The following is a 22837-nucleotide window of genomic DNA, read 5'->3' as shown; positions in this document are numbered from 1 at the left end:
AACCGTGCATTCGATATGCAATAACGGCATATAGGCAAAAACTGCTTTCACGCCGCGTTCGCGGGACCGCGACAACCGACATGATCCGGGCGTAGGCTCGATCGTACTTGCCTGACAAGCGAGGTCATGCCGTGTTGACGGAATCCGTCCCCTCCGTCGTCGAGATGCGCGGCATCGGTAAGGTGTTCCATGCCGGTGCGATGGAAAACCACGTGCTGACGGATATCCACCTGGATATCCGTCAAGGTGAATTCGTGTCCATCGCCGGACCTTCCGGATGCGGCAAGACGACCCTGCTGTCCCTGATGGGCTTGCTCGACACGCCGACGTACGGCGAGCTGCACGTCGCCGGCCGTCCCGTGCAGGGATTGGGGCGGCATGCGCGCGCGGCGATGAGGAACACCCTTATCGGCTTCGTCTTCCAGACCTTCAACCTCCTTCCCGACCTGACCATCGCGGAGAACGTGGAGCTCCCCCTGACCTTCCGCCATGGCATGGGACGTCGGGAGCGCATGGAGCGCGCCGCGGAGTCGCTCTCCAGCGTAGGCATGGCCCATCGCATGAGCCACTACCCGGCGCAGTTATCGGGCGGGCAACAGCAGCGTGTCGCCGTGGCACGGGCCCTGGCCGGCGATCCGGCGATCCTTCTGGCTGACGAGCCGACGGGCAATCTCGACCTGCCCAATGGCGAAACCGTCATGGCCCTGCTGTCGCGGCTGCACGCCTCGGGCAGGACGATCTGCATGGTGACCCATGACGAGCGCTTCGGCTTCGTGGCCGATCGCGTGGTTCGCCTGCTCGATGGTCGCGTCGTCGACGAGAGCACCTTCCAGCAATTGCGACGCGAAGCGGAGTGCGGCCTGGATGAGCGTCGTGCTCTGGAAACCTTCTTGTGAGCAGCCGACTGCCGGATCTCGTCGGACGACTACGCGGCCTGTTCCGACGCCCCACCTACCTGCTTGTTGCATCGCTCACCCTGGGGCTGGGTGTGGCGGCCATGGTGTGCGCATTTATTCCCGTCAACGCGTTACTGTTGCGACCACCGCCGTTTCCACATCACGATCGTGTCGTTTTTTACGGGTCGTCCGCGCCTCTGCGGGTGATCTCGCCGCGTCTGTACGAACTGATAGGCCGGCCAGCGGGCGTCATATCGACGGGCGTCGCGCGTACGGTGGAATCGGTCAACGCGCGACTGGGTGAGTCGATCCTGTTATTACGGGCGCAGCGCGTTGATCCGGATTTTCTGCCTACGCTGGGTATTCATCTGATAGCCGGCCAGCCTCTGTCGGGTGCCGATGACGAGGCTATCGTCTCCTGGCGCCTGTGGAAAGCGGCTCTCGGTGGTGGTCCTGAGGTCATTGGACGCGCGATCGAGGTCAATGGCAAGCCGTTCCACATTCGTGGCGTGTTGCCTCCCGACTATCGTTTCCGGGAAGACGCGGATCTCCTTTTGCCATTGCACCCTAATGGTCCGATCTCGAATCTGACCTCCAATCTGATGGCGGTAGCCTGGTTGTCGCCCGACGCCTCGGTCGAGTCTTTGGCGACACATGTCAGGACGGTGGCAAGTCGCCACGCGGTCGAGTTGCACATTTCGGAGAATCGGTTAGCCGGGTTTGGCGCATCCACGCTTTCAGCGCAGATCACCGTGTCGGCACGTCCCCTGCTATTGCTCTTCCTCGGCTGCGGTGTACTGGTGATATCCATCGCCGGTCTCAACCTGTCTGCGCTGATGCTGGTCCGTACGATGTCGAGATCCCGAGAGGTCGCGTTGCGCGTCGCGTTGGGCGCGCGTGGCTATCGACTCTGGTTGCCCGGGTTGGGAGAGGCGGCCGTGATCGCCACCCTGACGGTCATCGTTGGTTTGCAACTGGGTGGGCTGCTCGCGGGTATATACACACGCTTCCTGCTCGACGATTGGTTTGCACCCGAAAGCTTGTCGCATATCAACTGGCGCGTACACGTTTTTGCGATCATCGTGACGGCGATCGTCCTCGCCTTGGCCATGCTCGGTGATCCGATGAAGGCTCGGTCGGCCGATTTGTTGGGACACCGTTCGCATCACTTTCTCCCCGGCGCTGGCATCGGTCGCCGTACGAGGCAGGTTGTTACCCTCGCACAGACGGCGCTTGCCACCATGCTGTTGGTGCTCAGCGTTGGCATGATTGCCCGCTGGTGGAACCTCGATCGCGTGCCGGTCGGTTTCAAAGCGAAGGATGCCCTGGTCTTCGACATCGCTCCCGATGCGGGGCAGTACCTGACCGTCAGCGATGTGGCCACGCTGTTCGAAAAGCTACGCCAGAGACTTCATGCCTTGCCGGGGGTGACCAGCGTGGGCATGTCCAGCCTGTTGCCCATATCGGGCCGTTTTGTGATGCCGTTCGCCGATGCGAACGGTCTGATACATCAGGTTCAATACGGTGTCGTCACGCCCGGTGCCATCGACGCCATGGGTGTTTCCCTTGTCCTCGGCCGGCAGTTTGACGAGGTTGAAAACGTGCCGGTGGCGCTGGTCAACCAGGCGTATGTACGTGCGTTCGGACAGGATAGCGTGGTGAGGCCGGCACTGCTTGGTGCGCATGATGCGCCTCCGCCCATAGTCGGCGTCGTTGAAGACACACGCCAATCGGGGCCGGACAGGGAGCCGCCACCCGCCGTGTTTGTTCTGCTGTCCCAGGTACCCGAATCAACATTCGACAACATAAGGACCTACTTGTCGATGCACGTCTTCTTGCGTGGGACGCATATGAATCGCCCTGATCGGAAGATGATTGACGACCTGGTCCATGAGGTAGCTCCTCAGTTGGCCGTGGCGAACGTCCGTTCACTGCAGGCCGATGTGGATCGCATGATGGATGCTTCGCTGCGTGACGCGGCCTTCTCGACGGCCTTCGCGATGGTGGCGCTGATACTGGCGTGTATCGGCCTGTATTCCAGTCAGTCGGTCGACGTTGCCATGCGGCGAAGCGATTTCGCGATGATGAGCGCGTTGGGTGCGACGCCAGCCGATGTGCTTGGTGTCGTGTTGTCCCAGGGATGTGGATCCGCATTTGCCGGTGTCGCCAGTGGTCTTGTCCTCGCCGCGTGGCTGTCGGGCCGGGGGTGGCTTGAGCGCATCACCGATTGGCGCATCGTCGATGCCGGTGTCGTCGCCTCCGTCAGCATAGCCATGATCGTGCTTACCCTGGGCGCAGTGGGTATCCCCGCTGTGAGAGCTTCCCGTATCGATCCATTGCACGTTATCCGCTAGCCGACACCTACCGATATGAGTACGACGAGACGGGAGTATCGCCATGCATGATTCTTACGAACGCCTGCCCGTCTTGGTGGTCGATGACCACCCCGATGTGCGGTTGGCCTTGAACATGCTGTTGCGCACGGAAAACATCGCGTCGGTCCAGGTGGAATCGCCTGCAGCCGCCATGGTTGCCGTTTCGACAAAGGTGTTCTCCTGTGCGGTGCTGGATCTGAATTACGGCGCAGACACCACATCGGGTCATGATGGACTGGCGCTCGTCGCCCGTCTTCGCGAGGAATATCCCGATCTTCCGCTACTGGTGATGACGGCATGGGGTAGCGTCGAGATAGCCGTCAAGGCGATGCAGCTGGGGGCCGCGGACTTCATAGAAAAACCATGGAACAACATGCGAATGCTGCATTCGGTGCGCAGTCAGATAGCGCTCGGCCAAATGCGCGAGGAAAATCGTCGCCTTCGCGGCGAAGCCTTGCTGGCCAGGCAGGGATCCGATGTGGTGCGTGTCTGTGAATCCTCGTCCATGCGTCGTGTGGTCGACCTGATATCGAAAGTGGTGTCAACGCATTCCAATGTGTTGCTTCTGGGGGAGAATGGCACGGGAAAATCGCTTTTCGCACGAGAGATTCATGCGCTTTCGCCGCGTAGCGAGGAAACGGTCATACGCGTCGACATGGGCAGCCTGTCCGAGGCCCGTTTCGTCGAAGACATGTTTGGCGAAGACAAGCCCACGCCGAAACCGGGGCGCTTCGAGCTTGCACATGGCGGTTCACTGATTCTTGAGGAAGTGGTGAACATTCCGTTCTTTCACCAGGTGAAGTTGCTCCGTGTGCTGGAGGAGGGTGAGCTGGAGCGGGAGGGGGCGGCACGTACGCGCCGCGTGGATGTCCGGGTCATCTCCACCACTAACGCCGATCTCGAAGCGGCGATTCGTTCGAATCGTTTTCGGCGCGACCTGCTTTATCGACTCAATGCAATGCAAATCAAATTGCCTCCCTTGCGCGAGCGCGTGGAAGATGTCGTACCGCTGGCGCGGCACTTCCTTTTACGCGAATGCCGGCGATTGGGCCGGTGCGCCATGATCTTCACCCCTTCAGCGGAGCGTCTGATGCGTGGCTATCACTGGCCGGGAAACGTTCGCGAGCTGGAGCACTCCATCGAGCGCGCGGTACTGCTGGCGAGCCATGACGAAATCGATGCGTCTGGACTGGCGTTGTGCTCGAACCAGGACGACTCGCCTCTGCTCCTGGACCGCCTTACGCTTCCGGAGGCCGAGGAAATGTTGATACGCAACGCCCTGGAACGAAATGACCATAACCTTCAGCGCGCCGCCGATGCCTTGGGTATTTCCCGCCAGGCACTGTACCGGCGCATCGAGAAGATGAAATCGAAGGGCCACTTCGAGCACGTCGAGTAAGAGGTGCTTATGACGACCCCGTCGGAAGTACCCTCTGCATCTGTCGCCCATCCGCGTTTGCTTCGTCGTCGAGCCATGGTCTGGGCTTTCTGGTACACCTTACCGCTGGCGCTCGTGGCCGTGGTATTGGTATGCCGGAACGATCTGCCGCTATCGGCTCGGCTCATGCTTTTGCTCGCAGGTGCCCTGGGAAGCGGTCTCGTAGGGCGCTTCCTCGGGCGACGTCTGCTCGCATCCGTGGGCACGGCGTTCGATTTGCTGGCCTCGCTGCGCGAAGGCGATTACGGTCTGCGTGGTCACGTCCAATGGCGCCGCGATCCGCTACAGGCGTTGATCGCCGATATCAACGCCCTCTCCGACGAGTTGAGGGATGGCCGGAGAAAACGCACCGAGGCCTCGCGTTTCCTGGGAAAGACGTTGGTTGCGCTTAACAGTGCGGTCTTCGTGGTGGACGATACCGGGGTCCTGCGGCTTATCAATCCCGCCGCGCGGCGACTCTTGCACGCCGAGCGTACGGCGGTCGTGGGCCGCGCCGCCGACCAGCTCGGTCTCGGTCCGGCATTGGCTGCCCGTGACGACAGCATCCTGGATCATCATTTTCCCTCGGGGAGGGGGCGTTGGGTCGTGAGACGGGCCGTCTGGTACAGCGCGGGACGCGAGCATGTCCTGGTGATGCTGCACGACATGAGCGCTGCGCTGAGCGAAGAGGAGCGGCGCGCCTGGCAGCGGCTGATCCGCGTGTTGAGCTACGAGCTAAACAACTCGCTGACACCGATCGGTTCACTTGCAGGGAGCCTGGCTGTTTTGCTGGACAAGGAGTCCCCCGAGACGGCGCGACAGACGGTAAAGGATGGTCTGGATGCCATTGAGCGCCGTGCCGCGGGTCTGGCCCGGTTCCTCGCCGGTTACGGTCGACTCGCGCGCCTGCCACCGTTGCAGCGCACGCGTTTTCGTCTCGACGAATCGCTGGCACGATTGGTCCGGCTGGAGTCTCGTCTGGTTGTTGAAATGGTCGGGCAGCGGTCCGCCGTGGTCGATGGCGACGAAGACCAGTTGGGGCAGGCTTTCGTCAACCTCTTGCGTAACGCGGTGGAGTCGGCCCTTGCGCGGGATTCGGAAGGCCGGGTCTGGCTCGACTGGCGTATCGAAATCGAGCATGTCGTCGTGACCATCGAGGACGAAGGCGTAGGGCTGCCGGCCAGCGACTGCCTGTTTGTGCCGTTCTTCACGACGAAACCGGACGGGGCGGGGATTGGCTTGAGCCTGAGCCGGCTCATCGTCGAAGCCCACGGTGGCTCGGTCGAGCTGAGATCGCGGGACGCGGGGCCAGGCGCCCTGGCGGTGGTGCGACTTCCCTTTGGCATCCCCACCTGAGCGTCCGCTAGCGAACGGATCTGTCCGCGCGCGGACGCCCGACATGACCGAATTCGGCCAGGCGACGCCGAAAGTCGGTCGTACTGGCCTTCTTTTCATTGAAATGCATGTGCGCCGTATTGCTCCGTCACGTCGCTGCTACGTAGATTCACCCCGCACCCCCCGGACTTCCCAGGTGGTGCAATACGGGACCATACCGACACGGAGGATAAGGACATGAATGACCATGACAAGGACAGCGCAAACGTAGTGCCGTTGCTTCAGATGTTCGAAGAAGAAGGCATGACGGCATGGTGGGCCGTTACCGATACCAGTACGTACAGCCTTGGTTGCTTCGGCTAATCGCCGACTATGTAACGCCAGGCATGACAAACGGGTCGGGACGACCTGCGGGGTCAAGGGATTCCGTCAGGTAGGACCGTAAAGGTCACGCAAGACCTTATAAGGGAAGCGGCATGCAAGGGGGTCCGGCCCCTTGCATGCCGGTACTTTGTATAGGAATGGGTATCCATGGAACCTCGCGTCGATTTCACGCCCTTTCTCGGCGTCGATAAGCTCTACTTCGATTCTCCCAGCCAGCGGCTCATCCAGGATGAGGATTTCGTCGATCTAGCGAAGAGCATTCTCGATCGTCGATGCAGTCGTGCGGGACATCCGCTGAGATTTCGTGACTGGAAGCTGGTACGTTCCGATATCTGGATGCATTGTCGGCCGGCGACGCTCGTCCTTCCCGCCCAGGGCTGGAAAATCCACGTCTCCTCGGTGGAGGATACGGCGCGCATCGTGCTCTCCATCGTCATCGCGCTTCTGGTGGAGCGCGGCGTCGCGTTCAAGTTCGCCGCGGATCTTCCTTTCCTTCGTGCTATCAATGGAAAGCGTTGCTCGCGGTCGTCCTCCGGCAAGTTCATCACGATTTACCCGCGTGATATCCACGAATTCCGCAGCGTCATGGAGGACCTGCATTCCTCCCTGTCCGGATATGAGGGTCCGTGCATCCTGACCGACCGACGCTATCTTGATTCCAGCGTACTGCATTACCGGTATGGCGGCATCGTGTCCGACTCTCGGATTCGTACCGATGGGCGGCGCGAGTGGCTGATCACCGCACCGGATGGAAGCAAGCTCGTGGATACGCGTCAGCCCCTGTATTGGCTACCCAACTGGCTGAAAGATCCCTTCGGCAACGAGCCGGCGGGTGGCTCCACGTCGAATGTCGTCATCGGCGGTGGGCGGTTCAGGGTTCACAAGGCGCTGGCGTTTTCCGCGGCGGGCGGTGTGTACCTTGCCGACGATCTCCACGATGGCCGACGCGTCGTCGTCAAGGAGGCTCGGCCGAACGTGGGCGAAGGTGTCGGGGCCACGGCTACCTTGCGCAAGGAGTTTCGATTGCTCCAGCGCCTGTCCGAGCTCGATGTCACGCCTCGGCCCTTCGCTCACTTCCGGGATTGGGAGCACACCTTCCTCGTGGAGGAGTACCTAGAAGGCAATACGCTTCGAGCTTGGTTGGGCCGGCGATATCCATGGGTGAAGTGCAGGGCGACCCGTGGCGACGTGACGTCCTATCTCAAGGACATCTGCAAGGTCTTCACCCATCTTGCCGACGCGATGGAACGCGTGCATGCCGAAAATATTTCCATTGGCGACCTGTCGTCAGACAACTGCATCGTCGATGCCGATGGCCGTGTCCGCTTCATCGACCTGGAGGCGGCTATCGAACACGGCATGGATGCGCCGATCGATTTGCGGACACCCGGATTCACGTCGCTCTGCCCGGACCGATCAGAATTGTCATTGGCGATCGAGGAGGACTACTACGCATTCGGCGCCAATCTGTTCGCAGCCGTGATGCCGGTCAACACCATGCTTACCCTGGACCGCGGGGCAGCCTCGCGTTTCGTCGCGTCGATGGTACGCAGCATGGGCTATCCCCCCATCCTGATCGATCTGGTGGAGCAGTTGACCTGCTGCGATCCAGCGAGCCGGCCCCGGCCGCAGTGGGTCATGGCTCGCTTGCGCGAGGTGGTGGCAACGATGGACGAAGGGACTCTCCCGGTTCCCCATCGCGTGGTAGAACATCCCACTGTCTGTGAGCCGGTCGCTGAACTGGTGCGATTTATCGATGCACGGGCCTCGCAGTCCAGGCCCGATCGCTTTGTGCCAGCGGATGTCGGTGTATTCGAAACCCATCCCTGGGGTATCGCCCATGGTGCGGCGGGTATAGCGCATGCCTACCGCACGATCACCGGCAAGGTCCATCCCGAGACCCGGCGGTATCTTCTCGAGGGTACGGTCAAGGCGGGTGGTCGAGGGGCCAGTTTCATGACGGGCGATACCGGTATCGCGTGGGTCCTGTTCGATATGGGGGAGGATGACAGGGCCGGGACGTTGATGCGCAATCTGTCCGGGATGACTCCAGCCGCCTGGGTGGAGCCTGGTTTGTATCAGGGTATGGCGGGGTGGGGCCTTGGATGCATCAAGGCGTGGCATGCGACATCGAACACCGGTTTCCTGACGGACGCAAAGGACGTGGGTGAAGCGCTGTTGCGTGCGGCTGGTCGTCACGAGCAGGGTATGCACTGGTCAATGAATGGGCGACAGCCGGTCGGTCTGGCGCAGGGGGCCTCCGGCATCGCCCTTTTCCTCATGCATCTTCATGTGGCGACCGGCGAGCGGGCGTTCATCGAAGCGGCTCAGTCCGCCCTGGAGTTCGACTTCGCCCAACGGCGCCCGAACCCCGACGGGGACCCCAGTTGGCCGTCATCGCTGGAGTACGGCATTCCCTCTCCCTATCTGGCGCAGGGAACGGCGGGTGTCGTCGCGGTGGCGGCTCGCATGTACGCGGTCACGGGCGATCGGCGCTACCAGGACATGGTGCTTACCGGCGAAGCGGACCTATTTCGTCCCTATGCCATGCATCCGAGTCTGTTTGAGGGCTTGGCGGGCATTGGCGAGACCCTGCTCGACCTGGCCACGTTTCTTCCCGATCGCGCGGACATCTATCTGCGCGAGGCACGCAAGGTGGCTACCGGGATCGAGCCGTTCCTGATCCGGCGGCCCGATGGACTGGCCATTCCAGGGAGCCGGTTACTTCGCTTGAGTTGCGACCTTGCGACCGGCAGCGCGGGCGTCGCCATGTTTTTCCATCGGCTGAGGCGGGGTGGTTTTGCGTCCTTCATGCTCGACGAGCACCTGCCATCCATGGCGGATGCACAAAAGGCGGTGTCCGCTTAAAGGTGAAACTTTGCTTCGACCAGCCATGTTCGTGACGGGTAGGGGTAGTAAACGTAGTAACGGCGGTTGGTGAGGTTGTCGACACCGACGCCGAGGTCGACATGCTCATTGGCTTTCCAGGTCAGCTTGCCGTCGAAGGTGAGGAAGTCGCTGGCACCGCCGAACGTGTCGGGGTTCACGTCGCTATGGTCGAGCGTGTTGTATTGCCGCCCCGAATAGCGACCCGCCAAGGTCAGCGCGATACGCTCGCTCGCATGCCAGGTGGCCACCAGGTTCGCACGCCAGCGTGGAATGCGATAGAACTGCTTGCCCACCGAGGCAGGGTTGCGCGGATTGCGCACGGTCGTTGCCTGGGTATAGGTCGCATTCGCCGTCAGGTCGAGCCAAGGCCAAAGCACGCCCACGCCGTCGTAACTGGCTTCCGCACCGCGTGTGCGCACCAACGAGACGTTCTGCACGTTGGTGATATTGGGAAATACCGTTGTGTCCGTCTGACTGAAGAGCGCGTTGCGGGTATCGCTGCGGAACAGGGTGAAGCGCGCCACGCCGTTGATGCGATACCACTCAGCGGACAACTCCCGCGACAGATCGTTTTCCGGCTTGAGGTTCGGGTCGTTGTTGACCAGTGAAATACCATTGAACGTGCCCTGGAACAGTTCGCTCACCGTCGGGAAGCGATAGGCGCGCGCGCCGGAGAGGCGCAGTGTGAGCGAATCGCTGGCCGCGTAGCTGAGCGACGCCTTGGGCGAGGTATGCGATTCCTTTCGTTCCGGGTAACCCGTGGTCGCCGCGGCGGTGGAGCGTGAGCCTCCGAAGGCGCGCCACTGCTCGTAGCGTGCGCCGGTGGTGAGTTTCCAGCGTTCGTCCAGCTGCCAGGCATCCTGTAGATAGACCGCCTGGGTCTGCGTACTGCCGCCGTTACCGCCTGTGAACGCGCCTGCGCCACCGTCGCGCCACTGGTCGAGCGCGTAGTTCTCGTTACGCAGGCGATAGCCATCGAAGTGATAGCCGAAGCTGACGGTGTGCGTGTTGGGTCCCTGTGTATCCGGGGTATGGCTGGCGCGCAGGTCGAAGGTTCGCCAGCGACTGCCGTCGCCGGCGGTCAGCAGGCCTGGGCCATTGTCGGTAAAGGCGGATGCCACGCGGTCGCGATTGCGATCCATGTCGAAGTAGGAGGCGTTGCCTTCTACGTTCCAGCCCGTGTCGCGATGCGTGCCCAATGAGATGCCATAGAGATAGTTTCGGCTCTGTCGAGTGCTGGGCGCGAAGAAGTTCGCGGGCAAGGTGTAGGTGCGACCGCCAATGCTCACCGGACCCGACCAGACCGGTTGCCCCGAGGCATCGCGCAGGAAGGTATCGGTGCGGTGCGAGAGATCCTGTTTCCAGTAACCGGCCGTGACGCCGCCCGTCAGCTCGGGCGTGATGTCATAGGTCAGGCGCAGGTGTGCCTCGTCCTGGCTCGTCGCCTCCTGGCCTTCGCTGTTGATGCCGATCACCTGGCGGGGCAGGCCATTGGCCCCGGTATCGCCGATGGCGCCGGTCACCGGGTTCAACGTGCCTGGGCGGGTCGATTGGTTTTGCGTGGCGTACACCAGGGGTTGGCCATTCGATTGCAGGTGCGATACGCCCACGAGGAAGGCGAAGCGCCCCACGCGGTCGCCGAAGCTCGCGCTCTGCCGGCTACCACCGTAGTCGCGGTTCAGGCCATAGCTGTCCACATGCTGCGTGAACGCCTGCACTTCGCCGGTAGCCTCGAGCTTGTCGGGCATGCGGGTGGTCATGAGCACGGTGGCGCCGATGGCGTTGCCCGGGTACAGCGCAGAGTACGCGCCATAGATCACCTCCACGCGGGCGAGATTTTCCGGAAACGCCATCGACCAGCGAGGCGGTGTACCCCAGGTGTTGCCGAGCAGGTTGGAGAGCAGCAGGCCATCGAGATACACCAGGCCGCGTGCACTCTGCTGGTTGCTGGTTCCACGTACGGAAAAAGTCGAGTTCTCGTCGCCGACGAAACGCTTGCGGATCCCGAAGGCGGGAAGGTACTTGAGCGCGTCTTCCGCATTCACGACATTGAGTCGATCGAGCTTGTCCGCGGTGATCGTTTCCACGGCCGAAGGCATATCAGGGTCGACCGCGCTGGCCTGCCGTGCGGCGGAGACCTTCACCTCGCGAAGGTTGGTCGCGTGTTGCGGCACATCGGGTACGTCGGCGGCATGCGCGGAAAACACGGTCGCGCCAAGGGCGCAGGCGAGGGCGCGCGCAAGCGTGCGGCCATCGTGGGCTGGGATGGTCATGTCAGGGTCCGGAAAGTGGTCGTACGGCGGATCGGAAGCGATCAGGCGGTAGCGACGACAGGTGGACCCCGGGCATGGATAAGGAGGGATGTGGCGGTGATCGCGCGAGACGGCACGGGTCCAGCGGCCACGACGGATGGGGCGAGGTAAGCCACGCCGGTGGCGAACGTTCCGCCGCCGAGGCTCGGTGTCCCGGAGAACAGCGTGCAGTAGCCGCACGCCGCGTCGCCATCGTCATGGTGCGCAGGGGCATCGTCGTGGTGGTGCCCGACCGGCTCGCACCAGGCGCCGAGATCGGGAAACTCGAACGCGGCCGTGCGGGAGACCGTTGGCGCAAGCACGGTGAGCCAGACGGCGACCAGCGCCATCCACCGCCACACACATTTGCCTGTCACGCCACGACGCACGTCGGTGCCCCTGAGATAACCCTGGACCAGGGTCTAAGGATGATGGCATGAACCCGAGGTGGCGTACTGCGACACGGTGTCGCGTAACCAGCCCTTGTAGGAGCGCGCTTGCGCGCGATCTCGCGTAGCGGGCCAGGTTGCCGCTGCCGCAGGATCGCGCGCAAGCGCGCTCCTACAAAAGCCGAGGATGTGCGGCCGTTGTCAGGATTCGTTCTCGCGATAACTGACATGCTCGGTCATCGCGGGAATCGAGGCCGTCGAAGCGACATCGCGTTCCACCACGGCATGCCCTTCCACATGCAGCCGGGCCACGTAGGCCAGTGGCCCCTGCGCACCGCCGATCACGATGTCGTATCCCTGGCCGGCCAGTTCCACCGCCAGGCGCAGGGGGTTGCCTAGGTCCAGGAAGGCTTCGCGCGGAACGCTCACCGTTCCGTCCTTGCACTTGGCACGCAAGCTCGACGCCAGCGTGGCCGGTCGTGCGCCTTCGGCACCCCAGATGGTTGGCGGACCCGTGAGTTCATCGATGGAAAGCGTGACGCGGCATGCGACGCCATCGGCACGCTGGAAGGCGACTTCTTTGATATCCGATCGGGCCTCGGCCCTCGCGCAAAGCATGCCCAGGGCGGCGATCGCCGTGGCGATGTACTGCAATGTGTTCAATGTATTGGCTTCCTGCGGAGCTAAAAGGTCGCTGTCCTGTCACGCCCTGAACGATCAAGGGGTTTAACCTTAATGGCAATCCAAACGTGATTATCGTCCATATACGGCAAGAATCTGCGAAGGGCTTTTGAGTGGGTAGATTCTTGCATTTTCATCGGCCATGGAGAAGATTGAGTCAAATTTTGACACTTCATTATTGGCAATCATGTCGACTATGGCCCAGGTCGGCTGTAGGCGTCGCCCTCGTATTCCTCTTCGTCGTCGCCCAACTTCATGGCTATAGTCCCGCCATGACTCCGACGCCCTCCCTTTTGCGCCTGTGCGCCCTGATGCTCTGCACCGCTTCGGGCGTGGTATCCGCCACCGACCTCGTGGTGTCGGCCGCGGCGAGTCTCACGGACGGATTTCGCGCCGTAGGCGTGGCCTACGAGAAGGCGCATCCCAGTAGCCACGTGGTCTTCAACTTCGCGGCGTCGGATGTGCTGCTGCGGCAGATCGAGCAGGGGGCGCCGGTCGATGTGTTCGCCTCCGCGGACGAGGCGGCGATGGATAAGGCGGTGGCCGTGCAGGTGGTTGACGTGGCGTCGCGGCGGGACTTCGCGACGAATGCCCTTGTGCTGATCGTGCCGCACGACGGCAAGACGACGATCACGGTGCCGGCGGATCTGGCGGCGCCAGGGGTGAAGCGCGTGGCGTATGGCGATCCTGCCTCGGTGCCAGTGGGGCGCTATACCAAGGCGGCGCTTGAGTCCGAGAAACTCTGGGGCGCCGTATCGGCAAAGGGTGTATTGGCGCAGAACGTACGTCAGAGTCTCGACTACGTCGCGCGTGGCGAGGTGGACGCCGGTTTCGTCTTCGCTACCGATGCCGTGGTCGCCAAGGACACGGTCCGTGTCGTGGCGACCGTGCCCACGCCGACGCCCATCCGTTATCCGATCGCACTGGTGAAGGACACGAAACAGCCGGCCGATGCGATGGCCTTCCGTGACTTCGTGCTGTCGCCGGCCGGGCGAAGCATTCTCGCCCGCTACGGCTTCGGCTCGCCCTGAGCGGCGCGTGGACGGTATCTGGGTTCCGCTGGCGTTGTCGCTGAAGGTGGCCGGATGGGCCACGGCGATCGATCTCGTCCTGGGGGTGACGGTGGCCTGGTGGCTCTCGCGCTGGCGCTCTCCGGCGCGTGAGCTGGTCGATTCGGTGCTGACGCTACCCCTGGTGTTGCCGCCGACGGTGCTCGGTTACTACCTGCTGGTGTTGTTCGGCCGACGCGGTGCGCTAGGCGCGTGGCTCGACCGAATCGGTATCGACCTGGTGTTCACCTGGCAGGGTGCGGTCATCGCCTCGGCCCTGGTCGCCTTCCCACTGGTGCTGAAAGCCGCGCGCACGGCCTTCGAAGCTGTGAACCCGCAGATGGAGAACGCGGCCCGCGTGCTCGGCATGGACGAGTTGGCGATCTTCTTTCGCGTATCGCTGCCGCTCGCGGCGCGCGGCATCGTGGCGGGCGCACTGCTGGCCTTCGCGCGGGCGATGGGCGAGTTCGGAGCCACGCTGATGATCGCGGGCAATCTCCCTGGACGTACACAGACACTTTCAGTAGCAATCTATGCGGCGGTGCAGGCGGGAGACGACGGCGGTGCGGCGATCATGGTGGGCGTCACCTCGGTGACCTGCGTGGTGGCCCTGTTGCTGGCCGGCTGGCTAGCGCCGAAGCATCCGCCGAGGGCCGCCGCGTGAGCGTGGATATCGCGATCCGCATGACGCTGGGCGGAAGCGATCGCCGTTTCGAACTCGATGTCGCGTTTGCATCGTCGCACCGCCGGGTGGTGCTGTACGGCCCTTCCGGTGCGGGCAAGAGCCTCACGCTTCGCGCCATCGCGGGCCTGGTGACGCCGGCCGCCGGCCATGTCCGCATCGATGGGCGCACCCTGTTCGATGCCCGGATCAACGTGGCCGCGCGCGATCGCGGCGTGGGCTACGTGTTTCAGGACTACGCCTTGTTTCCGCACCTCACCGTGGCGCAGAACATCGGCTTCGGACTGACACGGGGATGGTCAAACCCACGCCGCCGCCAGCCGGACCCCCGCGTGCGACGCTGGCTCGACCTGTTCGAGCTGGGCGCCGTGGCGGACCACCATCCGGCACAACTGTCTGGCGGCCAGCGCCAGCGGACGGCCCTGGCCCGGGCCCTGGCGCCGGGCCCCCGCATCGTCCTGCTGGACGAGCCATTCTCCGCGCTCGATCCCGCCCTGCGCGGACGCATGCGCGACGAGCTGCGCGACCTGCAGGCACGCCTCGATCTCCAGTTGCTCATGATCACGCATGACCCGGCCGACGTGGCGGCGCTCGATGGCCATACCATCGAGATCCGGGACGGCCGTGCGGCGCCGTGACTTGAGATCGACGCGTCCACGCGGGATCATGCCGCCCTGACGAACGCCCCACGAGTGACGCGGTGACCCCAACGGACGACAAGCCCACCGGCAGGCAGCTGGCGAGCCGCGTGACCAAGTACGTCGTCACCCTGGCGATCGTAGGCGCCGCCGTGTTCCTGTTGCATCGCTATATCGCCCGGATGGCCTGGCACGACGTGCGTGCCGCGATCGATCGCATTCCCCGCTGGCATGTGGTCGGTTCCATCGTGGCGACGCTGGTGAGCTGGAGTTGCCTCGCGGCCTATGAAGTGTTCGCCGTGCAGACCGTCGTGCCCGGAAAGGTGCCCTTGAAGACGCGGATATTCTCCGGCTACACCACGCATGCCATCTGCAATGCCCTGGGCTTCCACGCGATCACCGGCACCGCCCTGCGTTACCGCGTGCTGTCGACGCAGGGCGTGCGTGCGCCCGACGTGGCACGCATCGTGGGCCTGGTCGGCTTTTCCGTCTCGATGGGTTTCGCCGCGGTGATCTGCATCGCGCTGCTCGTGGAGCCGGATATCGCCAATGGCTGGGGGCGCGCGCCGGGAGTGGTGTTACTCGTGCTTTTCGCGCTGTTGCTGCGTTGGCTGGCAGGCAAGCACGACGAACTGCGGATCTGGAAATTCTCCACGCCGGTGCCGTCCGTCCGCTCCGCTTCCGCGCAGATCGTGCTCGGCGTTATCGAGATGACCGGCGCGACGCTGGCAATGTATTTCCTCATGCCTCCGGAGATCGCCGGCGAATTCCTCGAGTTCGCACCGGTCTATGTCGGCGCGATCATCGCGGGCATCCTCAGCAATACGCCCGGTGGCATCGGTGCGTTTGAGGCATTGACGCTCGCGGCGTACCCACAGGAGCAACGCGCACAGGTGCTCGCCGCCCTGCTGGCCTATCGGGTCATCTATGGCCTGGGGCCGGCCCTGCTGTCCTCGATCGCGATGGGTATCTTCGAGCTGCGGCGTCGCGTGGTGTCCCGCGCATGATTCGTTCGCTGCGTTGCATGGCCTTGCTCGGCCTGCTGGTGCTCGGCGCCTGCGCCACGCCGCACGCGCGTCGTACCGATGTCCTGTTCTGGAACGAGCCGCAGCGGGAATCGGCGTTCCGTTCGATGGAAACGCATTACGCGAGCAACACAGTGCGCCATGGCATGCCGCATGCCTTGCCTGTCGGTACGCCGCTGCTGCCGCGCTTCGACGACGGCACAACCCTCGATAGCTACATGCACGACCACCATGTCGCCGGCATCATGGTGGTGCAGGACGGCAGGGTTCGCCTTGAACGCTACGGCCTCGGTGCGACGCGAACCACGCGCTGGACCTCGTTCTCCGTCGCCAAGTCGTTCACCTCGACGCTGGTGGGTGCCGCGCTGCGCGATGGAGCGATCCACAGCCTCGACGACAAGGTCGTCCGCTACATCCCGGAATTGGCGGCGGGCGCGTATCGCGACGTCACGGTGCGCCAACTGCTTACGATGACCTCCGGCGTGCGCTGGAACGAAGACTACGTCGATCCGGCGTCGGATGTCGCTCGCATGTACGAAGGCGAGCGCAGAAAGGGCGAGCCCTTGCTGGTCACCTACATGGCCCGTCTCCCGCGCGAATTCCCGCCGGGCGAGCACTGGGTCTACAAGACGGGCGAGACGGATCTCATCGGCATCCTCGTCGAGCGCGCCACCGGCAGGACGCTGGCGTCGTACCTTTCGGAGAAAATCTGGAAACCCTACGGCATGGCCGCGGATGCGATCTGGCTGAAGGATGAGGTGGACGGCACGGAGGCCGGTGGTTCCGGCGTATCCGCCACGCTCGCCGATTACGCGCGGCTGGGTCAGTTCCTGCTCGACGGCGGTGTCGCCGCCGGCAAGCCGGTGCTGGCGGACGGCTGGATCGCCGACGCCACGCGCAAGCACGCGGACATCGGCGTGCCGGGGCGTGGCTACGGCTACCAGTGGTGGACCTGGGACGACGGTTCCTTCGCGGGAATCGGCATCTTCGGCCAGCTGCTCCACGTCGATCCGAGGCGCCACCTGGTCATCGTGCAGCTCGCCGCGTGGCCAGTGGCCACCGACGACGCCCAGGCCAGGGCACGGGCCGCGTTCGTCAAGGCGGTGCTGCGTGCGGTCGATGCTCCGCCATCCGCCGGGATGGGAGTAAACTAGCGACTCCCCGCATGTATCCCTCCCTTCGTATGTCCCTTTCCTGGAACGACCTCACCTGCACGCCGGACAAGGCCGCCATCGACGCGCTCGCCGAATCCTGACGCTGGCGCATCGGCGACGCTTTCACTCCGCTCCTGTTCACCGCCCTGGGCGACATGTTCTACGAGTCGGACGAAGGCGGCGTGTTCTGGCTCAATACCGGCACGGCCGAAGTGGAGCGCGTGGCCGATGACGTCGAGGCCTTCAACACGCTGCTGCGCGAGGAAGTCGCCGACGAATGGCTACTGCCGCCGCTCATCGAAGCGTTGATCGACGCCGGCAAGCCCTGCGCCGAAGGCGAGTGCTACACCTACGTGACGCTGCCGATCTTCGTCGAAGGCGAGTACTCGGTGGAAAACCTCAATCCCGTGTCGATGTAGGAACACTTCGAACTGACCGGATCCATCCTGCAGCAATTGCAGGACGTGCCTGACGGCACGAAGGTCAACATCGACGTTACGCACTAGCCGAACCAGTCGTCCTCGCGCTGATGGCGAAGGGCGAGGAGGGTGACGTGGTCGGCGGCGATCTCGAAGAGCGCCACGTAGCCTGATGCTCCGAATGATACGACCAGTTCGCGCAGGAACGGGTTGCCTGCTTGCGCTTTGCGACAGGTGAAAGGGAAGTGTTCAAGCAGCGAGGTCGCGCGCTCAATCGTATCGAGCGCGCGCGCTGCTGCATGGGGATCGTGTTCGGAGAGGAAGTCGATGAAGCGGAGCAGGTCGGTTCGCGCGGTTTCCGTATAGCGAACCTCGTATGTCATCGTTTTCCCTTGGTCGTCTTGCCGAGGCGTTCGGCGATTTCCTTATGTACGTCGGCGGCGGCGTGGTAGACGCCGGTCCGCGCCGCATCTTCACGTGCAGCGAGCCCACGGGCGATGAACTCCCGCTGCATCCTGCGTCGGTCGATCGCCTCGGCCAGCGCGGTTTCCACGAATGACGAAAGCGTTTCGCCCGCATCGAGCACGTCCTCGGCCTGCTCGCGGAAGGCGGGCTCGACCCGGATCGAGGGAATGGTGGTGGTCTTCATGCGCGGTACTCGTGCATTGCAATTGCGATGCAGATTATCACGGCCCGGCGCGTCAGGCGATCAGGCATGCGTCGGCGCGGTGAGTGAGCAAGGTTTTCTCACGTTCGTTGCGGGTCATCGCGGCGGCGCGGAGAAAGGCCTCGCGCGCGTCGCCCAAACGCCCCAGGCGGTAGAGCAGGTCGCCCTGCACGCTGGGTAGTAGGTGGTAGTCACGCAAGAGAGGCTCGTCGAGCAGGGTCTGGAGGATCGCCAGTCCGGCGGCCGGCCCCTCCGCCATCGACACCGCGACGGCGCGGTTGAGTTCGACGACAGGGGACGGTGTCACCTCCACCAGCTCGCCGTAGAGTTCGGCGATACGTTTCCAGTCGGTGTCCTCGCCACGGATCGCGCGCGCATGGCAGGCGGCGATGGCGGCCTGCAGCGTGTAGGAGCCCGTGTGTCCGCCCAGGCGCGCGGCGCGCTCCAGCGCGGCGAGTCCGCGCCCGATGAGCAGGCGGTCCCATCGCCGTCGATCCTGATCGAGCAGCAGGACGGGCTGTCCATCGCGATCCAGGCGCGCTGCCGTGCGCGAGGCCTGGATCTCCATGAGGGCGATCAGGCCATGCACCTCAGCTTCCTGCGGCATCAGCTGGGCCAGCATGCGACCCAATCGAAGGGCGTCCTCGCACAGTGACGGGCGCATCCAGTCGTTGCCGGCCGTGGCGGCGTAGCCTTCGTTGAAAATGAGATAGATCACGCGCAGCACGGCCGCGAGACGTTCCATCAAGTCATCGCCGCGCGGTACTTCGTACACCACCTGCGGATCGGCCAGGCTGCGTTTGGCGCGGACGATGCGTTGCGCGATGGTGGCTTCGGCGACCAGGAAGGCGCGTGCGATCTCGTCGGTGGACAGGCCGCCGATCAGGCGCAGCGTGAGCGCGACACGCGCTTCTTCCGACAGCACGGGGTGGCATGCGGTGAAGATCAGACGAAGCATGTCGTCGCCGATGTCGTCGTCGAGCGCGTCGATCAGGGCGTCGTCGGCGGATTCGAGCAGGCCCTCCATGTCCTGGCCCAGTGCTTCCAGTTTGCGGCCGGCCATGCGTTCGCGACGGATTCGATCCACGGCGCGGTGTCGCGCGGTCTGCGTGAGCCATGCCCCGGGGTTCTTCGGCACACCCTCGCTCGGCCATTGTTCCAGCGCGGCGACCAGGGCGTCTTGTGCCAGCTCCTCCGCGAGCCCCACGTCACGGACGAGACGGACGATGGAGGCGATGATGCGTGGCGATTCGATCTTCCAGATCGCATCGATGGCGCGGTGGGCGGCGGGCGTCGTCATGGCGACGGATGACACCACCCGTCGCCATGCGAGGCAAGCCGCGCCGCGGCATCATCCCGCGACGGGAATCAAATCCCTCATGCGGTACAGCTCGCGGATCTCCAGGCGGGCCTCGTCGCCATCCGGGAACGGATAGGTCTCGGCCCAGGCGATGACCTCGTCGAGCGAGCGCACGCGAAGTACCCAGAAACCGGCCACCATTTCCTTGATCTCGGCGAAGGGGCCGTCGAACACGGTGGGCTGGCCCTTGCCGAAGCGCACCCGCTTCGCGTGCCGGCTCGACGACAGCCCCTGGCCGGCGATGAGGAAGCCGGCGTCCGCACCCTGGCGGTTGGCTTCCATCATGCGGCCGAGGATTTCCGGGCCCGGGTTCCAGTCGGTCTCGCTGCGCGGGTTGGCCTTGAGCATGACCATGTAGCGAGGCGTTTCCGATTCGCCCTCGGCAGGGTCGCCGAAGCCACCGAGCCCGCCGGGGCAGCCAATGGGCCGGATCTCGACCTCGGCGTGGCCGTGGGCGTCTTCCTCGGGCCAGTCCTTTACCCAGGTCACGGCATCGTCCATCGACTCGACATCGATGATGCTGAAGCCCGCGACCAGCTCCTTCGCCTCGGCGAAGGGACCGTCGACGGTGACGGCCTTGCGGCCGGGACCGAAGTGCACGCGGATATCTTCGCGGCTGGGCCGCAGGCCTTCGCCGGCGAGGAAGCGGCCGTCGGCGGCCAGCGTGTCGACGTAGTCGGCCATCGCTTCGAGCAGCTCGCGATGCGGCCGCACCCCGGCCTCGCTATCAGGGTCCGCCTTGCGGACGATCAGGAATCGCATGAGTCAGCCCCCTTCCGGCACCGCTTTCGGCTTGCCGGCGTTGACCATCCAGGATACGCCGAAGCGATCCACCACCATGCCGAAGCGTTCGGACCAGAACGTCTCGCCGAACGGCATGCCGACCTGGCCACCTTCGGCGAGCTGGTTGAACGCCTTTTCGCCCGTCGCCACGTCGTCGAAGCCGAGGGCGATGGAACAACCGTGGATGCCTTCGTACGTGAAGTGGGAGGGGCAGTCCGAGGCCATGATGACCTGGCCGTGGACCTCGACGCGGGCGTGCATGACCCGGTTGTCGTTTTCCTTGATCTGTTCTGGCGTGGCCTGCGGGCCGCCATCGGGGTCGCTGGACGGCGGCGGCGTGGGCGCGTCCTTGAAGCGGCTGAGCATGACGACCTTGCCGCCGAGCGCCTTCGCGTAGAACGTGACGGCTTCCTCGCAGGTGCCGTTGAAGAACAGGTAGGGCTGGATGTACATGGCGATGTCCTCGTGGCGGATGGGGGTCACTGGCGGCCGGCGATTTCGGCGCGCAGGCGATCTTCCTGCTCGCGGGCTTCGGGGGTGAACTCGGCACCGAAGTCCTCGTTTTCAAAGACGCGACGGATCTCGATCTCCGAGCTGCCCGGGCCGTCGAAGGGGGTGGGGCAGCGCTTCACCCACTCGATCGCCTCGTCGAGCAAGCTCACCTGGATCAGCCAGAAGCCGGCGATCAGCTCGCGCGTTTCGGCGAAGGGGCCATCGATGACCTCGCGGCGGTCGCCGGTGAAGCGCACCCGGGCGCCCTTGCTGCTCGGGTGCAGGCCGTCCATGGCCAGCAGGACGCCGGCCTTCACCAGCTCCTCGTTGTAATTGCCCATGGCCGTGAGCAACTGCTCGCTGGGCATTTCACCGCTTTCGGAGGCTTTCGTGGCGCGGACGATGACCATGAATCGCATGACGTTTCTCCGTGGGGTGGGCGGAAGTATTCCCGCCCTTCATGAAGTACGTCGATTGGGTCTGGTCCGAATCGACACGACGGGAAAAAAATTTTTCCTTTTTTTCTCAGCCGCCTTCGACGGAGGCGGGTGCCGTCTCCAGCCGGCTGGCGAGCCGTGACCCCGCACGGGCAGGCGCCTCGAAGATACAGCGCACGCCATCGGGCTCGAAGCGGACCTGGGCCATGCCCCGGGCCTGGTCGGCGAGCACCCGTTCGATGAAACGGGTGCCGAAGCCCCGCTGGCTGGGCAGGTGCACGGGCGGGCCGCCGCTTTCCTTCCAGTCGATGCGCAGCATGCCGCCGCTGGTCTGGCGGTAGGTCCAGTCGATGCGGACCGTGCCCTTGGCCGTCGACAGGGCGCCGTACTTGCCAGCGTTGGTCAGCAGCTCGTGAAGGGCCATGGCGACCGACACCGAGGTCTCGGGTCGGAGCATGAGGGCTGGCCCGTCGGCGCGGATCCGGTTGCCGCCCGGATCGTGCGGGGCGATGGTGGCGTCCACGACAGCGCGCAGGGCCACCTCTTCCCAGGAGCGGGCAATGAGTAGGTCGTGTGCTCCGGCCAGGGCGAGCAGGCGCTGTTCGAAGGTCTGTCGGGATTCGGCGAGGGACCGGTCGTCGCGAAAGCTTTGCGCCGCGATGGCCTGGACGACCGCCAGGGTGTTCTTCACCCGGTGGTTCAATTCGTTGATGAGGATGCGCTGCGCTTGCTGGGCATCGCGATGCGCGGAGACGTCGACGCAGCTTCCCCAGTAGCCCGCGAAGTGATCATCACGGTAGTAGGGTGCGCCGTTGTCGAGCAGCCAGATGTACTCCCCATCGTGGCGGCGCAGCCGGTACTCCATCGAAAAGGGTTCGCGGGCCTGGAAGGCCCCGAGATAGGTCGCCAGGCAGCGGTCGTAGTCGTCGGGATGGACCCCCTGCGCCCAGCCTTCGCCGACTTCCTCTTCCATCCGTTTGCCCGTGAAGTCGAGCCAGGGCTTGTTGAACCAGTCACAGAGCGCGTCCGTGCCGGAACGCCAGATCATGACTGGCGCGAAATCGGCCAGATCGTGGAACGCGGCGTCGCCGATCGCCAGCGCACGCTCGAAGGGAGTGTCTCGGTACTCGCTCATCGTGGTCACCGTCGCTAGCCGCGCCACATGTCACGTTCCCCCCCCTGCGCGACCTGTCCGTGATAACGCGCGCCCGCCCCCCGCGCGCGCGTCGTCCGCCGAGGAGAGACAGTGGCGGACGGGACGACGATAGCGCAATGCGCGGGCGTCGGACATATCACCATGGCATGACGTGAAGCCGCTCACGACGAGGGCCGCCCGTAGAAATTTTCAGAATCCTTCCATGGCGAGGTGGTCGCCACAAAAAATTCCGAAGAATGGCGGCGCTGTGTCAGAATCCCGTCGCCCGCGCGACATCCGTCGCGCGCAGGCTGTGCATGGGGATAACGGTCCTGCTGG

22 protein-coding genes are annotated in these 22837 nt (G+C 64.1%); 12 read left to right on the top strand and 10 right to left on the bottom strand.

Annotated features, from left to right (window positions below; translation table 11 throughout):
• The first annotated feature begins 131 nt into the window (after positions 1-131).
• The 6 genes from GAK28_RS13085 (at position 132) to lanKC (ending at position 9275) form a co-directional block, all read left to right on the top strand.
• Entirely contained in the window at positions 132-896 is a 765-nt protein-coding gene (locus GAK28_RS13085; RefSeq protein ID WP_343161873.1) for an ABC transporter ATP-binding protein, read from the top strand.
• Positions 893-3250, top strand: coding sequence for an ABC transporter permease (locus GAK28_RS13080; RefSeq protein ID WP_291779683.1), 2358 nt, complete (start codon positions 893-895; stop codon positions 3248-3250). The genes GAK28_RS13085 and GAK28_RS13080 overlap by 4 nt, the downstream gene beginning before the upstream one ends.
• Positions 3251-3293: 43 nt before the next feature.
• Complete coding sequence (locus GAK28_RS13075; RefSeq protein ID WP_291779681.1) at positions 3294-4670, top strand: sigma-54 dependent transcriptional regulator; 1377 nt, start codon at positions 3294-3296, stop codon at positions 4668-4670.
• Positions 4671-4679: 9 nt separating this feature from the next.
• The gene (locus tag GAK28_RS13070) at positions 4680-6044 is read left to right on the top strand and encodes an ATP-binding protein (RefSeq protein ID WP_291779678.1); all 1365 of its coding nucleotides are present in this window, start codon (positions 4680-4682) and stop codon (positions 6042-6044) included.
• A 216-nt stretch (positions 6045-6260) separates the two neighbouring features.
• Positions 6261-6386, top strand: coding sequence for a hypothetical protein (locus tag GAK28_RS13065; RefSeq protein WP_291779675.1), 126 nt, complete (start codon positions 6261-6263; stop codon positions 6384-6386).
• Between the two features lie 168 nt (positions 6387-6554).
• Complete coding sequence (gene lanKC / locus GAK28_RS13060) at positions 6555-9275, top strand: class III lanthionine synthetase LanKC (protein WP_291779673.1); 2721 nt, start codon at positions 6555-6557, stop codon at positions 9273-9275.
• Here the strand turns inward: lanKC and GAK28_RS13055 are convergent.
• The 3 genes from GAK28_RS13055 to GAK28_RS13045 all read right to left on the bottom strand — a co-directional run bounded on the left by GAK28_RS13055 (position 9272) and on the right by GAK28_RS13045 (position 12639).
• On the bottom strand, positions 9272-11569 hold the full coding sequence (locus GAK28_RS13055; RefSeq protein ID WP_291779671.1) for a TonB-dependent receptor: 2298 nt from the start codon (positions 11567-11569) through the stop codon (positions 9272-9274). The genes lanKC and GAK28_RS13055 overlap by 4 nt on opposite strands.
• A gap of 41 nt (positions 11570-11610) precedes the next feature.
• Complete coding sequence (locus tag GAK28_RS13050) at positions 11611-11964, bottom strand: DUF2946 family protein (RefSeq protein WP_291779668.1); 354 nt, start codon at positions 11962-11964, stop codon at positions 11611-11613.
• Positions 11965-12177: 213 nt separating this feature from the next.
• Entirely contained in the window at positions 12178-12639 is a 462-nt protein-coding gene (locus tag GAK28_RS13045) for a hypothetical protein (protein ID WP_291779665.1), read from the bottom strand.
• Between the two features lie 290 nt (positions 12640-12929).
• On the opposite strand from GAK28_RS13045, the gene modA reads away from it, so the two are divergent.
• The 6 genes from modA (at position 12930) to GAK28_RS13015 (ending at position 17624) form a co-directional block, all read left to right on the top strand.
• Positions 12930-13688, top strand: coding sequence for a molybdate ABC transporter substrate-binding protein (gene modA, locus GAK28_RS13040; RefSeq protein WP_291779662.1), 759 nt, complete (start codon positions 12930-12932; stop codon positions 13686-13688).
• Between the two features lie 7 nt (positions 13689-13695).
• The gene (modB, locus tag GAK28_RS13035; protein WP_291779659.1) at positions 13696-14370 is read left to right on the top strand and encodes a molybdate ABC transporter permease subunit; all 675 of its coding nucleotides are present in this window, start codon (positions 13696-13698) and stop codon (positions 14368-14370) included.
• Positions 14367-15026, top strand: coding sequence for an ATP-binding cassette domain-containing protein (locus tag GAK28_RS13030; protein ID WP_291779657.1), 660 nt, complete (start codon positions 14367-14369; stop codon positions 15024-15026). The genes modB and GAK28_RS13030 overlap by 4 nt, the downstream gene beginning before the upstream one ends.
• A gap of 62 nt (positions 15027-15088) precedes the next feature.
• Positions 15089-16033 carry a YbhN family protein gene (locus GAK28_RS13025; RefSeq protein WP_291779654.1) on the top strand — a complete coding sequence of 315 codons (945 nt, stop codon included), beginning with the start codon at positions 15089-15091 and terminating at the stop codon, positions 16031-16033.
• Positions 16030-17205: a serine hydrolase gene (locus tag GAK28_RS13020; RefSeq protein ID WP_291779651.1), complete on the top strand. Its 1176-nt coding sequence runs from the start codon at positions 16030-16032 to the stop codon at positions 17203-17205. Before GAK28_RS13025 ends, GAK28_RS13020 begins: the two co-directional genes overlap by 4 nt.
• 155 nt (positions 17206-17360) lie before the next feature.
• Positions 17361-17624, top strand: coding sequence for a T6SS immunity protein Tdi1 domain-containing protein (locus tag GAK28_RS13015; protein WP_291779648.1), 264 nt, complete (start codon positions 17361-17363; stop codon positions 17622-17624).
• Between the two features lie 83 nt (positions 17625-17707).
• Here GAK28_RS13015 and GAK28_RS13010 read toward each other — a convergent pair whose 3' ends face one another.
• The 7 genes from GAK28_RS13010 to GAK28_RS12980 all read right to left on the bottom strand — a co-directional run bounded on the left by GAK28_RS13010 (position 17708) and on the right by GAK28_RS12980 (position 22498).
• Positions 17708-18007, bottom strand: coding sequence for a type II toxin-antitoxin system RelE/ParE family toxin (locus GAK28_RS13010; RefSeq protein WP_291779645.1), 300 nt, complete (start codon positions 18005-18007; stop codon positions 17708-17710).
• The gene (locus tag GAK28_RS13005) at positions 18004-18273 is read right to left on the bottom strand and encodes a YlcI/YnfO family protein (RefSeq protein ID WP_291779642.1); all 270 of its coding nucleotides are present in this window, start codon (positions 18271-18273) and stop codon (positions 18004-18006) included. The genes GAK28_RS13010 and GAK28_RS13005 overlap by 4 nt, the downstream gene beginning before the upstream one ends.
• Before the next feature lie 52 nt (positions 18274-18325).
• Positions 18326-19591, bottom strand: a complete 1266-nt coding sequence (locus GAK28_RS13000; protein ID WP_291779640.1) for an RNA polymerase sigma factor — start codon at positions 19589-19591, stop codon at positions 18326-18328.
• 51 nt (positions 19592-19642) lie between these two features.
• Positions 19643-20413, bottom strand: coding sequence for a YciI family protein (locus GAK28_RS12995; RefSeq protein WP_291779636.1), 771 nt, complete (start codon positions 20411-20413; stop codon positions 19643-19645).
• Positions 20414-20416: 3 nt separating this feature from the next.
• On the bottom strand, positions 20417-20887 hold the full coding sequence (locus GAK28_RS12990; RefSeq protein ID WP_291779634.1) for a VOC family protein: 471 nt from the start codon (positions 20885-20887) through the stop codon (positions 20417-20419).
• Between the two features lie 26 nt (positions 20888-20913).
• Positions 20914-21345, bottom strand: a complete 432-nt coding sequence (locus GAK28_RS12985; RefSeq protein ID WP_291779631.1) for a YciI family protein — start codon at positions 21343-21345, stop codon at positions 20914-20916.
• Positions 21346-21451: 106 nt separating this feature from the next.
• Positions 21452-22498 carry an HWE histidine kinase domain-containing protein gene (locus GAK28_RS12980; protein WP_291779628.1) on the bottom strand — a complete coding sequence of 349 codons (1047 nt, stop codon included), beginning with the start codon at positions 22496-22498 and terminating at the stop codon, positions 21452-21454.
• Positions 22499-22837 lie beyond the last annotated feature (339 nt).

It is taken from the genome of Luteibacter sp., assembly GCF_009912395.1.
Taxonomy (GTDB): domain Bacteria; phylum Pseudomonadota; class Gammaproteobacteria; order Xanthomonadales; family Rhodanobacteraceae; genus Luteibacter.
The sequence above is the reverse complement of the archived record's forward strand: the minus strand, read 5'-3'. Positions and strand labels throughout refer to the sequence as shown.